The organism is Marinobacter sp. V34 (assembly GCF_055524115.1).
Map to the genome: position 1 here is coordinate 441,095 of NZ_JBUPZY010000003.1, position 14,234 is coordinate 455,328.

A 14,234-nucleotide genomic window follows, 5' to 3' on the forward strand; every position below is an offset into this window, starting at 1 on the left:
GGAGTTTTCATGACGACCTTCGACTGGCAGGGGTGCTTTGCCTCGCTGCTTGACGACCTCGATAGCCGTGGCCTCGATCACTGGCGTAAGCAGTTGCAGCTACAGTTGCGAAAACGCTTTGAAGACAACCCCCACGGTGATGTTGCGCGCTGGATGCAGGCGCTGGGTACGTTACCCGACATTCCTGACGTAAATGCGGATATGAACCGGTCAGCCGTTACCCTAAGTTGCGGCCAGCCCCTTTCAATGGAAGGCCGTGCTCAGCTTGAAGAGGGGCTGCGAGGGCTGATGCCCTGGCGCAAGGGCCCGTTTGACTTTTTCGGCACCCATATCGACACCGAATGGCGTTCCGACTGGAAATGGGACCGGGTCGCGCCCTACCTGTCAGATCTGAGTGGTCGGCAGATACTGGATGTCGGTTGCGGCTCGGGGTATCACTGCTGGCGTATGCTGGGCGAGGGGGCCGGCAGGGTGATTGGCATCGACCCGGGGCTGTTATTCCTGTTCCAGTTTCTCAGCGTCAAACAGTATGCAGGCCAGGAGCAGCGCATTGATCTGCTCCCTGTGCGCGTGGAGGATCTGCCGCCAAAGCTGGAAGCGTTCGACACCACCTTCTCTATGGGCGTGCTTTACCACCGGCGCTCACCACTGGATCACCTACTGGAACTAAAGGACACACTCCGCCCCGGCGGGGAACTGGTACTGGAAACGCTGATAGCGGACGGGCCAGAGGGCTACAGCCTGATGCCGGAGGATCGATACGGTCGGATGCGTAACGTCTGGTTCCTGCCCAGCTGCGACACGTTGCTACGCTGGCTGGACCGCACCGGTTTCCGCAACGCTCGCGTGGTGGACGTGACTGAAACCACGATTGAGGAACAACGCAGCACCGACTGGATGCGATTCCAGTCGCTGCAGGACTTTCTCGACCCGAACGACCCAACGAAGACCGCGGAAGGTTATCCGGGCCCGAAAAGGGCGACGGTTGTCGCGGACAAGCCCTGAAGCTGCTCGCGACAACCCGGGGATTATTCGCCGAAGGGGTGGCGGAGAATGACCGTCTCTACCCGGTCAGGACCGGTGGAAATGATATCGATTGGTGCCTCGATCTGCTCTTCCAGGAAACGGATATAGGCCCTGGCATTCTCCGGTAACTGGTCCAGGCCAGTCAGACCTACTGTGCTCTCCTGCCAACCCGGAAGCTCTGCGTACACCGGCTCGATGTCCTTGTAGGTATCGCAACCGATCGGCGGGCGGGTAATCTCGCCGTTTGGCGTTTTGTAGCCAATGCACACCTTCACCGTGTCCATACCATCGAGCACGTCCAGCTTGGTCAGGCAGATACCGGATACACTGTTAATCTGGATGGCATGACGCAGTGCAACCGCATCAAACCAGCCACAACGGCGTGAACGCCCGGTAGTGGTGCCAATCTCGTTACCCTTGACCGCCAGGTGATGGCCCATATCATCAAACAGCTCGGTTGGGAACGGACCTGAACCCACACGGGTCGTGTAAGCCTTGGTGATCCCCAGCACGTAATCCAGGAACAGCGGTCCGAAACCGGACCCGGTCGCAGTGCCGCCGGCCGTGGTATTGGATGAGGTGACGTATGGATAGGTACCCAGATCAATGTCCAGCAGCGACCCTTGCGCACCTTCAAAGAGGATGTGTTCGCCGCGCTTGCGAAGGTCATGGAGAATATCCGTGACGTCGGCAGACATGGGTAGAATTTCCTCCCCCATGGACATCAGCTCGGAAAACGCCTGATCAATGTTTTCGGGCTCTTCCTTGAAGTACTCAGTCAGCACGAAGTTATGATAGGACATGATTTCCTGGAGCTTTTCTTTAAAGCTTTTCGGATCACACAAGTCCCCAACGCGAACCCCACGGCGAGATACCTTATCTTCGTAGGCCGGTCCAATACCGCGACCGGTGGTACCAATCTTGTCGACACCTCGCGCCCGCTCGCGCGCCTGATCAATACGAACGTGGGTCTTGAGGATGACCGGGCACGCCAGACTGATCTTCAGGCGTTCGCGCACAGCAACCCCATTGCCTTCGAGTTCGCGGACTTCCTTCAGCAACGCTTCCGGAGAGAGCACGACGCCGTTACCGATCAAGCACTGGACATTCTGGCGAAGAATGCCAGACGGAATCAGATGAAGAGCGGTTTTCTTGCCTTCAATAACCAGGGTATGGCCGGCATTATGGCCGCCCTGAAAGCGCACTACCGCCGCAACCTTATCGGTCAGCAGATCAACAATCTTGCCTTTTCCTTCATCACCCCATTGGGTGCCCAGCACTACAACGTTTTTACCCATAACTCTCTCTCAATGCGGCCTCGACAAACGACGGGGTGCCCGCAGGTTTACCTGTAAATGAGTGGTCCGACCCCAAAGGTCATCAGTCCAGCTGCTCCACGACCCACTGGCCGTCACGCTTCACCAGGGCACGGTCGCAATTGCGCGAGCCTGGATCAACGCCTTCGTCTTCCGGCAGGGCGCGGATAACCGTCTCCGTCATCCGCAGGCCGGAAATCACACCATCCAGCGCAGGGTCTTCGGTGGCTGGCGCCCATATTGCTTTTCCGGCGCGGCCGGCTCGCTGGCCAAGCGAGACCAGCGCACGAATATCAAGACTGAACCCCGTCGCCGGACGGGCGCGGCCGAAATCACTGCCAATGGCATCGTAGCGGCCACCCTTGGCAACTGCGTCGCCGTGCCCTGGCACATAGGCCGCGAACACCAACCCGGTGTGATAGTTGTATCCACGAAGCTCACAAAAATCGAACCCGAAGCTTACTTCTGGAAAGCTAGCCGCCAGCATGTCCGCCACTCGATCCAGTTGATCCAATGCCTGACGAAGCGGTTCCGGCGCACCCTCAAGAATGCGTTTCGCCTCACGCAGGGCTTCCTTTCCACCACTGACTCTGGCCAGCTCCCTGAGCATGCCTCCAGCGGAACCACGTGGGCACCCGCCAAGCAGTTCATCCAGTTCCGGCACCGATTTACGGGCCATGGCATCAAAGATTGCCGCGCCGGTATCTCGATCAAACCCTGCTTCTCCCACCAACGTCTCGTAGATCGCGACATGGGCGAGATCCAGATGGATCCGGGGCAAACCCGACACCCGCAGGGTTTCAAGCATAAGGCTGATCACTTCCAGATCCGCCGATTCGGAGGCACTGCCGAACAACTCGCAACCAGCCTGAATGGGCGTGCGCCCCGTCAGCATATGGCGTGGCCGGGTATGGAGCACGTGCCCGGCATAACACAGCCTTGTGATACCTTCCTGGCCGAGGGTATGGGCGTCAATGCGCGCCGCCTGTGGAGTCATGTCCGCACGCAGCCCCATCATCCGGCCAGTCAGCTGGTCGGTCAGCTTGAAGGTCTGGAGCTCCAGGTCGTGGCCGGTCCCGGTGAATAGCGACTCGAGGTATTCAATCAACGGCGGGATAACCAGCTGGTAACCCCAACGCTGGCAGGTATCCATTACATCCCGGCGCAGGGATTCAATCTGTCCAGCCAGTGGCGGAAGAATGTCTTCCACGCCATCCGGCAGTAGCCAGCGATCAGATACTGTCATGAGATTCGGTTGTCCGTTCTGTCCCGGGGCGGAAACTCTTGCCACGAGAGTGCACAGGATTTAGGGCGATGCTCGGGGAAAGATAAAAACCCGAACCAAAACCGGCAGAATTTTACACTGTTGGCAGGCACAAAAAAACCGGAATACCGAGGTATTCCGGTTTTGTCGTTGCCACCGTCGTGGTTAGCGGTTGCCCTGAGGGTCCTTCAGGAACTTCAGGAAGTCGCTATCGGTGTCGATGACCATGATGTCGTCTTCGTTGGCGAAGGTATTCTGATAGGCTTCCAGACTGCGATAGAAGCTATAGAACTCGCTATTAGAACCGTACGCATCGGCGTAGATCTGAGCGGCCTGCCCATCGCCTTCACCGCGCATTTCCTCTGCCTTGGCAAAGGCTTCCGCCAGAATAACGGTGCGCTGGCGATCAGCATCCGCACGGATACCCTCAGCCAACTCGCGACCGCGAGAGCGGAACTCCTGTGCCAGCTTCTCACGCTCCGTGGCCATTCGACGATAAACGTTCTGGCTTACCTGCCCCGGGAATTCAATGGCCTTGACGCGGATATCCACCACTTCAATGCCAAATTCCTTGAGCGACGTTTCGTTCACCCGGTCACGCAGGGTATGCATCAGCTCGTCGCGCTGGCCGGAAACAACCTCGACCATGGTCCGAACACCGAACTCATCCCGCAAGCCGTTGTCCACCCGGGACAGCAGCAGCTCGGAGGCGCGATACTCGTCACCGCCGGTGGCACGGTAGAACTGGTCCACGTCGCGAATCTTCCAGGCGATGTAGGAGTCCACATCAAGGGGCTTCTTCTCGATGGTCAGATACTGACGCGACGGAAGGTCGGTAGTCAGCAGGCGGATATCGAACTCGCGCACCTGATCAATCACCGGCACCTTGAAATGAATACCCGCTTTGATGTCTGTTTCGATCAGCTCACCAAACCGAAGCAGCACACCCCGGTGGGTTTCCGGAATAATGTACACACTGGAGAGCGTAACGAGTACGACAATCAGGGCACCAGCAAGGCCTACAATACTTTTGGGTCCCAACATTATCTGCTCCTCCGAACGCCAGTATCCTGCCTGCCACGCAGCTCCTGAATCACTTGGTCTGACAAGGTCTTGATGTCGATATCACCACTGCCGGCGCCGCCAGAACGGTTCTGGTTACCAGTATTGGTGCCAGAGCGGTTGGTCAGCTTGTCCAGAGGCAGATACATCATATTGTCGCTACTCTGGGTGTCCACCAGCACTTTGCTGGTATTTGACAGAACCCCTTCAAGCGCCTGGATATACATACGCTCGCGAGTGACTTCCGGGGCGGTCTGATACACATCGAGAACCGCCAGGAAGCGCGAGGTCTCACCACGGGCACGCTCAATAACCTCTTCCTTGTAGGCCGCCGCTTCTTCGGTCAGGCGTTGTGCCCGGCCACGGGCCTCAGGGACCACCTTATTACGGTAGGTTTCCGCCTCTTCCTTAACCTGCTGCTCGTCCTCACGGGCGCGCTGCACTTCACGGAAGGCATCCTGCACCGCGTCGGGCGGCTGGGTGCTCTCGACGTTCACACGAACAATGGTCAGGCCAGTACCGTATTCTTCAAGGAAACTCTGAAGGCGCTGCTCAACGCGAACGGCCAGCTCCGCACGACCTTCTGTCAACACGTCATCGAGAGTCGAGCTACCAACTTCGTGACGCAAAGCACTGTCAGTAGCAAAGGCCAGCGCCTGGTTGGAATCACGGACGTTCAGCACGTAAGACTTAGCATCACCAACACGATACTGAACCTGAAGGTCAACGGAGACGAGATTTTCATCCTGCGTCAACATCTGTCCCGTGGATTCGGCGTTCCGTACGTTGGTCACTCTGACCAGATGCACGCTATCGATCAACGGAACCTTGAAACGCAGGCCAGGCGTTTCGGTACGACTGAACTCGCCGAAGCGCAACACGACCGCGCGCTCCTGTTCGTTCACGGTGTAGAACGACTGAAAAATGACGTATCCGGCAAAAATAATTGCCGCCAGCGCAAGGATGGCACCGAAGCCGCCGGCACCACCGCCCGAGGATGAGCTGCCGCCATTGCCTCCGGACTTATTGCCCTTGCCACCCAGCAAGCGATTGAGCTTGTCGAGACCCTTTTTCAGCGCCTCGTCCAGGTCCGGTGGGCCCTGATCATTTCCGCCACGACCGCCACCGGTACCCCAAGGGTCATTGTCGTTGCGATTTCCACCCGGTTCATTCCAGGCCATAGTGTTCTCCGTTCCAAACTAATCGAATGGCTGCAAATACTAGGGATTTATAAGCGCCCCGGCAATAGCACAGCCGGCCTATGTACGTTGTTCTTCAAGCCTTACATCATTTTCGCGCACGCCAGCGCGGCTCAAAAGCTGTAACCAGTCACGATGCTGCAGACGAACTTCCAGCACCGAATCTCCGCTATTGCGGTGGCTTTCTGTCACGACAGAGCCCGCTTCATGCAAAAGCGCCCGCAACTTGCCATCCGTTGGCCCCAGCAGCACGAACTGATGGATAACATCTTCTGCTAATCGCTCAACAATGGTATCGAACAGGCCTTCAAGCCCTTCCCCGGTTACCGCAGAAACCCAGACACGCACGGGAACACCGTCTTCGTTGCGCTCAACCCGTGGCTGGAAATTATCCAACAGGTCGATCTTGTTGAACACTTGCAGCACCGGAATCTCATCGGCACCAATCTCTGCCAGCACCTCTTCCACCTGCTCCATGTTCTCGTCACGCCGGTGATCGTGGCAGTCGATTATGTGAAGCAAAATAGAGGCTTCTGTGGTTTCTTCCAGGGTGGCACGGAAGGCTTCAACCAATTTGTGGGGAAGGTGACGGATAAAGCCGACCGTGTCGGCCATTACGACCGGGCCAATGTCCGGAAGTTCCAGGCGCCTCAATGTTGGATCCAGGGTCGCAAAGAGCTGATCCGCCGCATAAACGGTTGATGTTGTTATTCGGTTAAACAACGTGGACTTGCCCGCGTTGGTATACCCCACCAGTGAGACGGTTGGAATATCCGCGCGCATCCGGGCCCGGCGCCCCTGGTTGCGCTGTTTGCGGACTTTTTCAAGGCGGCGATGAATGGCCTTGATACGCTCCCGCAGCAACCGCCGATCAGTCTCTAGCTGGGTTTCACCTGGGCCACGCAGGCCGATACCACCTTTCTGGCGCTCCAGGTGCGTCCAGCCCCGAATGAGGCGGGTCGACATATGCTCGAGTTGAGCCAACTCTACCTGGAGCTTACCTTCATGGGTACGAGCCCGCTGAGCAAAGATGTCCAGAATAACGCCGGTGCGGTCGAGCACACGACATCTCAGTTCGCGCTCGATGTTTCGTTCCTGACTGGGGCTGAGTGCATGATTGAAAAGCACCACATCCGCTTCGTTGGCGGTCACCGCATCGCGAATCTCTTCCAGCTTCCCCTCGCCAACAAACAATCTCGGACTGGGCTGCTTGCGTGAACCAGTTACAACACCGACGGGCTCGACGCCGGCGGACCAGACCAGTTCACGGAACTCACCCAGATCCTCAGCTTCTTCGTGTGAGGAAAACTCGATATGAACGAGAATCGCCCGTTCACCAACGTCGGGACGCTCAAACAAGTAGTAACAACTCCAAGTCAGTCAGGCTGCACCTGTTACCAAAACAAACACCCGCGGCCCTCGGAGCCTATTCAGGCCCTTCGGGAGCGCGGGTGACAACACCGGTGTTACCGGATAAATCAATCTTCAGATTCTTCTCCGCCTGGGGCCTGTGGCGGGATACGAACATTCCGCGCGGGCACCACAGTGGAAATAGCATGCTTGTAGACCATCTGGCTGACAGTGTTTTTCAGCAAAATCACGAACTGGTCAAAAGACTCGATCTGGCCCTGAAGCTTGATACCATTGACCAGAAAGATGGAAACCGGAATGCGTTCCTTGCGTAATGCATTAAGGTAAGGGTCTTGTAGAGAGTGCCCTTTTGACATGTGTATTCTCCTGTTTATAAGTAAAGGCAGATCGTCAACTTCAATTGTTAAATGTGGTGCGAAATTCAATAATTTTCAAGGCAGTGTCTGATATAAGTTTGTCGCCACTGTCCAACCAGTCCACGTCGGACCACTTTCGCAACCAGGTCAGCTGTCGCTTGGCAAGTTGCCGGGTAGCGGCAACGCCCTTGTCCACCATGGTGTCATAATCATAATCACCGGCGAGATGGGCCCAGCCCTGGCGATATCCGACACAACGCATGGAAGGCAAGCCAGTACTCAAGTCACCCCTGGCCATCAGCGCCCTGACCTCATCAAGAAAGCCTGCATCCAGCATGGCATTGAAACGCAGAGCTATTCTTTCGTGGAGTATCCGCCTTTCGGCGGGAGCCATCGCAAGCTGCACTACAGTATACGGAAGAGACGGCGATTCGTCTGCCTGCCATTGGGTGAAATAGGTGTAATCCTCAATGCCCCCACTGTTCTGGCCATTTTCTACCTGCCCTCTACTCGCCTTGTCCTGCCATATTGAGGAAATCGGCCGCCCCGTCAGACGAATCACCTCAAGTGCCCGAATGAGTCGCTGTCGGTTATTCTGATGAATGAGCCTGGCCGCCACCGGGTCCCGTCGTTCCAGCTCCTGGTAGAGGGCACCCCAGCCTCGCTCCCTGGCTTCCTTTTCAAGCGTTTCTCTGACGCCCGGATCAGCAGACGGCAGGTCGGACATACCATGCAGCAAAGCCTTGAAGTACATCATGGTGCCACCCACCAATAATGGAATCCGTCCCGCTGACGTAATGTCGTTCATTTCACGCAGGGCATCTCGGCGAAAGTCCGCTGCTGAATACGTTTCCGCCGGGTCACAGATATCAATTAACCGGTGTGGCGCCTGGGAGAGTTCCTCTTGCGAGGGCTTGGCGGTCCCAATGTCCATACCTCGGTAAATCATCGCCGAATCAACGCTGATGATGTCGCAAGGCAGTTTCTGGCAGAGCTCGATGGCCAGATCGGTCTTGCCCGAGGCAGTCGGACCCATCAGGCATATGGCAAGGGGCTTTGCGCCTTTAGCGGGTGATACCGTCATACCGGCGCTAACGCCCACGCAGGAACAATTTGTCCAGCTCGGACAGGGTGACCACGGTCCAGGTGGGCCGGCCATGGTTACACTGACCGCTGCGCTCAGTGGCTTCCATATCCCGTAACAGGGTGTTCATTTCCGGAATGGTCAGCTGTCGATTGGCACGGACAGAACCGTGACACGCCATGGTGCCAAGCAATTCGTGTGTTACCGCCTCAACACGGTCGCTTTCGCCGTTCTCAATCAGATCCGACAGCACATCCCTAACCAGTTGTTCGGTGTCTGCACCCCGCAACAGTGCGGGCACCTGCCTCACGGCGAGGGTTTCAGGGCCGATACGCTCCACCCGCAATCCCAACAGCAAAAGCTCTTCACCATGAGTTTCCGCCAATGCCGCCTCTTTCTGGCTGACAGCCAGGGAGACCGGCACCAGCAGCGGCTGACTCTTCAGATCCTGAGCGTCCAGCGCACGCTTCATACGCTCATAGGTAATGCGTTCATGAGCAGCATGCATATCCACCACGATCATGCCCTGGCGACTCTGGGCAAGGATATAGATTCCGTGCAGCTGGGCAATGGCGTAGCCAAGGGGCGGCTCATCGCTGCCGTCCTGCGGCGGCGTAGGCTCGGCAACCGCCAAATCACCGGATTCGGACATCGCTGTCTGCGTGCCGGTTCCACCGCCTTCATTCAGGGACTGATAAAACGCCATCTGATCGCGGGCATGCCAATCATGCTGCGGAGGTCTCGGATTCCAGGAAAAACCGGCATGCTGCGAACTGCCGGGATTTGAATATGGATCCGAGGCGGGCTGGTGATTGACCCCGGGCATGGCAGCCTGAACACCAAAACCACCAGATGCCGTGCCAGCTTCCCGACCATGGGACTGGGCTACCGCGCCCTTAAGATGATCATCCGGGCGCACATCCGCCAGGGCCTTATGGAGCGTCCGGAAAATGAAATCGTGAACCAGGCGCCCATCGCGGAAACGCACTTCGTGCTTGGTAGGGTGAACATTCACGTCCACGTTCGCCGGATCAACCTCCAGATACAGCACGAATGCCGGGTGACGGTTGTTGTAAAGCACATCCCGGTATGCCTGACGTACGGCATGAGCCACCAACCGATCCCGTATCACCCGCCCATTGACGAAAAAGTATTGCAGATCCGCCTGACTGCGGGAGAAAGTGGGCAAGGCGACCCATCCCCACAGTTTAAGACCCGTGGCCTCGGCGTCGATTATAACGGCATTGTCGATAAACTGCTGACCACAGAGGGACCCGATCCGCCGCTCCCGGTCCAGCGGATTCTCCGCCGGCCTGAGGCTCTGGACCACGCGCTGGTTATGTCGAAGCGTAAACCCGGTATCGAAACGGCTCAGAGCCTGGCGGCGAATGCATTCTTCAACATGGTTGAACTCGGTCTTTTCAGTGCGGAGAAACTTGCGGCGAGCCGGGGTATTGAAGAACAGGTCCCGAACTTCCACCGTTGTGCCCACCGGATGGGCAGCCGGGGAAATGCTGGCGTCCATGTCGCGCCCTTCCACTTCCACCCTGGAGGCCGCCTCCTGACGCTCTGTGCGTGATGTCAGCGCCAGCCTGGAAACCGAACTGATACTGGCCAGGGCCTCCCCCCGGAACCCCAGGGAAGCCACCGCTTCAAGATCTTCAAGATCTTCAATCTTGCTGGTGGCATGACGACTGAGCGCAAGGGGCAGATCCGACTCATCAATGCCGACGCCGTCATCACGCACCCGGATCAGTTTTACTCCCCCCTGCTCCACCTCGATATCGACCCGGCGAGCGCCGGCATCAAGCGCGTTTTCTACCAGTTCTTTCACGACCGAAGCCGGGCGCTCAACCACCTCACCGGCAGCAATCTGGTTTGCCAGGCGGGGCGTCAGTAATCGAATGGAGGGCATGTTACCAGGGGACCTCGTGTCAGGATGCAGGAATACGAATGGTTTGCCCTACCATAACACGGTCATCATTGAGGCCGTTATACTGCATCAGCTCGCTGACGGTTGTCTGATTTTCCCGAGCGACGCCCGAGAGCGTATCACCCCGGCGAATCCGGTACTGACTGACGCTGCCATCGCCGCGGCCGTTCTGCTTCTGCCAAGCCAATAAAGTGCCCGGCGGGGGCGTTTTCTGGAAGTAGTCATCGATGCCCCGAAATACTGCCTGGGATAGCTTTTCACGGTACCAGGCGCTGGAGAGATTCTGCTCTTCCTTGGGATTCGAGATGAATCCCGCCTCGACAAGAACAGAAGGAATATCCGGCGACTTCAAGACTGCAAACGCGGCCTGCTCAACACCTTTTTTGTGAAGCTTGGCGACACTACCAAGCCTTCCGAGGATGGAGTCCCCGACACCCAGGCTGGAATTGATACTGGCGGTCATGGATAGATCCAGCAGCACGCCGGCCAGCATGTCATCCCGACCGTCAAGGGACACCCCACCGGCGCCGCCAATCAAGTCAGAACGGTTCTCGGTCTTCGCCAGCCAACGGGCGGTTTCACTGGTGGCGCCCCGCTGCGACAACGCAAACACCGAAGCGCCACGGGGTTGTGGCGTGCGGAAAGCGTCCGCATGAACAGATACGAACAGGTCGGCATTGTGTTTTCTGGCCAGTAACGTTCGGCTACGAAGATCGATATAGTAGTCGCCCGTACGGGTGAGTTTGGCGGTATACCCGGGTTTGGCATCAATCAGGTCCGCCAGGGTTTTTGACATTCTCAGCACCACGTCTTTTTCACGGGTGCCACGGGGGCCTATCGCGCCCGGGTCCTCGCCGCCGTGGCCGGCATCAACCACCACGATAATGTCCCGCTTGCCGTTGGTGTTCTCGGTGACCGTTGGCTCAGAGGGCTTTCGGGCCTTCAGGCCGCCCTCGTCGATCAGATCCACGACCAGCCGGTGACCATACTGCTGATTGGGTTCGAGCTGAAAGCTGCGAGGCTTGATGTCACTCTTCAAATCCAGAACCACCCGGAGGTCATTACCGTTGCGCGGGGCGCTTCGAATACGTTGCACGGGGCTGCCCGAGAGATCGAGCTTGTCAAAATCGGCCTTGAGCGTCGTGTTCTCGAGGTCAATCACCAGGCGCGAAGGTCCGGACAGGGCAAACACTTTGTGACCAACCTTGTCGGCGACATCCAGTACCAGTCGGGTATGGTCCGGCGCAGGCCAGATCCTCACGCCTTCCACGTTAACGCCCGCCATGGTTGCCATAGGAGACAACAGAGCCAGCATTACAACACCGGCCTGACACCATCTGGAGAACATTCTTGCCATCATCTTCCTGTCCACCTGCACTGATCACACATAATTAACCTCAATGACTCGACAATGGTATTGCGGCAAGCCTGGCCTGTAGCTCCACGCCCACAGCCGTTGCCGCCGAGACCAGCGCTTTGCGCCCATCTCCACTGACACTCAAACGTATCCAAAGGTCAGAATCCGGAAGGATTCCCTGACCCCGTTCGGGCCACTCAATCAAACAAAGGCTCTGGCCCTGAAAGTAATCACGTATACCCATGTATTCCAGCTCCTCCGGATCCCCCAACCTGTACAGGTCGAAGTGGTAAGCGGGAGGGCTCAGGTGCTCGTACGGCTCCACAATGGTATACGTCGGGCTTTTAACAGCCCCTTCGTGGCCAAGGCCACGCATAACTCCACGGCTCAGAGTTGTCTTTCCCGTACCCAGGTTGCCCTCGAGAAACACCATGGCTCTGTGACCCGCCTGAACCACAGCCCTAGCGAGCACCCTTCCAAGATTTTCCGTTGCCGCCTCATCTTCTAGAAACAGTGAGAGCTCCCGCGCTGCAACGTCCATCATTCCTCCCCACCGACGCCAACCGAACGACGATTCGGCTGACGCTCAAAATCCACCAATACCTGTGACAGGGCCTCAATAACGTCCATAGGCAGCAGCCCCATATAACCGCGCGTTTCCGAAGCAAGGTCCGCCGCCGCCAGATGCAATGCAGCCCCTGCCGACGCTGCAACACGGGCATCGTTCAGTTGGGCGTACAAACTACCCAGTACGCCCGAAAGAACATCCCCCATACCACCGGTCGCCAAGCCAGGATTGCTGCCGCTGACGACGTCCGGCTCTGCGCCTCCACCTGCCACCACCGTGCCGGCACCCTTAAGCAACACTACTCCGCCAAACATCTGAGACATTCGCCCGGCAGCGCCTACACGATCCTCTTCAATTTCCACCACATCACACGCCAGAAGCCGTGCCGCCTCTCCGGGATGCGGGGTAAGGATATGATTGTCTGCCGGCTGCGCCACCCTTGAGGCCATCAGGTTGAGCGCGTCTGCATCGAGCACTCGTGGCTTACCGCTCGCAACGACCTGCTGGAGCATCTGCTGCCCCCAGGCGCCCTGACCGATGCCAGGACCACAAACAATGACATCCGCCGCCTCAATCAGCGGCGGCAGTTCAGAACCATGAATCAGCCCCTGCACCATGACCGATGGACAACGAGCGAGAGCAGGTGAAACGTATTCCGGGCGCGTGGCCAGGGTAACCAGTCCAGCCCCGCTTCTTGCCGCTGCTTCAGCCGCCAATAGGCCGGCACCACCAAAACCCCGGTCCCCTGCCACCACGAGCACATGCCCGAAACGCCCTTTGTGCGCGGTTCTTGATCGCCTGGGAATGACTGAACGGATCGATGGCCAGTCAACCCGGGTAGCCAAGGGCTGCTGACCACTCTCGGAGGCCCAGTCATCGGTATCCAGGGACTCGAACAGGATATCACCCCCACACTCGGCCCCTTGCCCTGTGAACAGGCCTGCCTTGAGCCCAATAAAGGTTACCGTTGCGTCAGCCCGTATCGCCTGTCCGGCCACCGCTCCGGTGGTTGCGTTCAACCCGGACGGCAAATCAATCGCCATAATCGGCGCGGGCGCCTCATTGCACGCGTCGATCACAGCCCCAAAGGGCTCTCTGGGAGCACCCGTTACGCCGGTTCCCAGCATGGCATCCACGATTAACCCGGCGCTGGCAATTGACCGCTGCACATCGCCATCGCCAAGAGCCGAAAATTCCCGCACTTTTACTCCATCAGCTACGGACTTTTGCCAGGCTTTGTGGGCATCACCTGACAACTTCCCCGTCGACGCAACGGCTATACAGTCCACGTCCCAACCATGACGAACCGCGTTTGCCGCAACCAGATAGCCGTCACCACCGTTGTTACCGGCACCACAAAGCACCAGGACCTTGCCCGGCTCAGGCCACTTGCGCACCAGCCTGCGAAACGCACCGGCGGCCGCTGCCTGCATAAGGTCAAACCCGTCTACCCCTTGTTGATCAATCACATAGCGATCAATCTCCCTCACCGCATCGGCGGAGTAGAGGTCTTCTGGTAAACTGTGACCACCAGACAGGGGCATGAAAGTCGGCTCCCGCTAAAGAATTCGGATTAAGAAAAACGGCCAGATACCTGTAAAGAATAGCAAAACAGTGGAAAAGGTCATAACTTAATCAAATTAAACTTCGTTACCGTTCGCGCCACCGGGAAAACCGGTCGCCACTCGACTGGTATTT

12 protein-coding genes are annotated in these 14,234 nt (G+C 57.7%); 1 reads left to right on the forward strand and 11 read right to left on the reverse strand.

Features of this window, described 5'->3' with window-relative positions:
* Positions 1-9: 9 nt before the first annotated feature.
* Positions 10-1,005: a tRNA 5-methoxyuridine(34)/uridine 5-oxyacetic acid(34) synthase CmoB gene (gene cmoB, locus AC0B60_RS07525; RefSeq protein ID WP_465085131.1), complete on the forward strand. Its 996-nt coding sequence runs from the start codon at positions 10-12 to the stop codon at positions 1,003-1,005.
* Between the two features lie 23 nt (positions 1,006-1,028).
* Here cmoB and AC0B60_RS07530 read toward each other — a convergent pair whose 3' ends face one another.
* The 11 genes from AC0B60_RS07530 to AC0B60_RS07580 all read right to left on the reverse strand — a co-directional run bounded on the left by AC0B60_RS07530 (position 1,029) and on the right by AC0B60_RS07580 (position 14,080).
* Positions 1,029-2,324 (reverse strand): adenylosuccinate synthase, encoded by a 1,296-nt coding sequence (locus tag AC0B60_RS07530; RefSeq protein WP_465085132.1) that lies wholly within the window; start codon positions 2,322-2,324, stop codon positions 1,029-1,031.
* 82 nt (positions 2,325-2,406) lie between these two features.
* Positions 2,407-3,588: an ATP phosphoribosyltransferase regulatory subunit gene (locus AC0B60_RS07535; RefSeq protein ID WP_465085133.1), complete on the reverse strand. Its 1,182-nt coding sequence runs from the start codon at positions 3,586-3,588 to the stop codon at positions 2,407-2,409.
* A gap of 183 nt (positions 3,589-3,771) precedes the next feature.
* Positions 3,772-4,647: a protease modulator HflC gene (hflC, locus tag AC0B60_RS07540; protein ID WP_465085179.1), complete on the reverse strand. Its 876-nt coding sequence runs from the start codon at positions 4,645-4,647 to the stop codon at positions 3,772-3,774.
* A gap of 2 nt (positions 4,648-4,649) precedes the next feature.
* The gene (gene hflK, locus AC0B60_RS07545; protein ID WP_465085134.1) at positions 4,650-5,849 is read right to left on the reverse strand and encodes an FtsH protease activity modulator HflK; all 1,200 of its coding nucleotides are present in this window, start codon (positions 5,847-5,849) and stop codon (positions 4,650-4,652) included.
* 78 nt (positions 5,850-5,927) lie between these two features.
* Positions 5,928-7,226 (reverse strand): ribosome rescue GTPase HflX, encoded by a 1,299-nt coding sequence (gene hflX / locus AC0B60_RS07550; RefSeq protein ID WP_465085135.1) that lies wholly within the window; start codon positions 7,224-7,226, stop codon positions 5,928-5,930.
* A 119-nt stretch (positions 7,227-7,345) separates the two neighbouring features.
* Positions 7,346-7,594: an RNA chaperone Hfq gene (hfq, locus tag AC0B60_RS07555; RefSeq protein WP_007154829.1), complete on the reverse strand. Its 249-nt coding sequence runs from the start codon at positions 7,592-7,594 to the stop codon at positions 7,346-7,348.
* A 40-nt stretch (positions 7,595-7,634) separates the two neighbouring features.
* Positions 7,635-8,678: a tRNA (adenosine(37)-N6)-dimethylallyltransferase MiaA gene (miaA, locus tag AC0B60_RS07560; RefSeq protein ID WP_465085136.1), complete on the reverse strand. Its 1,044-nt coding sequence runs from the start codon at positions 8,676-8,678 to the stop codon at positions 7,635-7,637.
* A 7-nt stretch (positions 8,679-8,685) separates the two neighbouring features.
* The gene (gene mutL, locus AC0B60_RS07565) at positions 8,686-10,593 is read right to left on the reverse strand and encodes a DNA mismatch repair endonuclease MutL (protein ID WP_465085137.1); all 1,908 of its coding nucleotides are present in this window, start codon (positions 10,591-10,593) and stop codon (positions 8,686-8,688) included.
* A gap of 19 nt (positions 10,594-10,612) precedes the next feature.
* Positions 10,613-11,926 carry an N-acetylmuramoyl-L-alanine amidase gene (locus AC0B60_RS07570; protein ID WP_465085180.1) on the reverse strand — a complete coding sequence of 438 codons (1,314 nt, stop codon included), beginning with the start codon at positions 11,924-11,926 and terminating at the stop codon, positions 10,613-10,615.
* Between the two features lie 82 nt (positions 11,927-12,008).
* Positions 12,009-12,509: a tRNA (adenosine(37)-N6)-threonylcarbamoyltransferase complex ATPase subunit type 1 TsaE gene (gene tsaE, locus AC0B60_RS07575; RefSeq protein ID WP_465085181.1), complete on the reverse strand. Its 501-nt coding sequence runs from the start codon at positions 12,507-12,509 to the stop codon at positions 12,009-12,011.
* Positions 12,509-14,080: an NAD(P)H-hydrate dehydratase gene (locus tag AC0B60_RS07580; RefSeq protein WP_465085138.1), complete on the reverse strand. Its 1,572-nt coding sequence runs from the start codon at positions 14,078-14,080 to the stop codon at positions 12,509-12,511. Before AC0B60_RS07580 ends, tsaE begins: the two co-directional genes overlap by 1 nt.
* Positions 14,081-14,234: the final 154 nt, after the last annotated feature.

Bases quoted from the DNA above. Each gene is read 5' to 3' on its own strand.
- cmoB (WP_465085131.1), top strand. From the start codon at position 10: ATGACGACCTTCGACTGGCAGGGGTGCTTTGCCTCGCTGCTTGACGAC.
- AC0B60_RS07530 (WP_465085132.1), bottom strand. From the start codon at position 2,324: ATGGGTAAAAACGTTGTAGTGCTGGGCACCCAATGGGGTGATGAAGGA.
- AC0B60_RS07535 (WP_465085133.1), bottom strand. From the start codon at position 3,588: ATGACAGTATCTGATCGCTGGCTACTGCCGGATGGCGTGGAAGACATT.
- hflK (WP_465085134.1), bottom strand. From the start codon at position 5,849: ATGGCCTGGAATGAACCGGGTGGAAATCGCAACGACAATGACCCTTGG.
- hfq (WP_007154829.1), bottom strand. From the start codon at position 7,594: ATGTCAAAAGGGCACTCTCTACAAGACCCTTACCTTAATGCATTACGC.
- miaA (WP_465085136.1), bottom strand. From the start codon at position 8,678: ATGACGGTATCACCCGCTAAAGGCGCAAAGCCCCTTGCCATATGCCTG.
- mutL (WP_465085137.1), bottom strand. From the start codon at position 10,593: ATGCCCTCCATTCGATTACTGACGCCCCGCCTGGCAAACCAGATTGCT.
- AC0B60_RS07570 (WP_465085180.1), bottom strand. From the start codon at position 11,926: ATGCTGGCTCTGTTGTCTCCTATGGCAACCATGGCGGGCGTTAACGTG.
- tsaE (WP_465085181.1), bottom strand. From the start codon at position 12,509: ATGGACGTTGCAGCGCGGGAGCTCTCACTGTTTCTAGAAGATGAGGCG.
- AC0B60_RS07580 (WP_465085138.1), bottom strand. From the start codon at position 14,080: ATGCCCCTGTCTGGTGGTCACAGTTTACCAGAAGACCTCTACTCCGCC.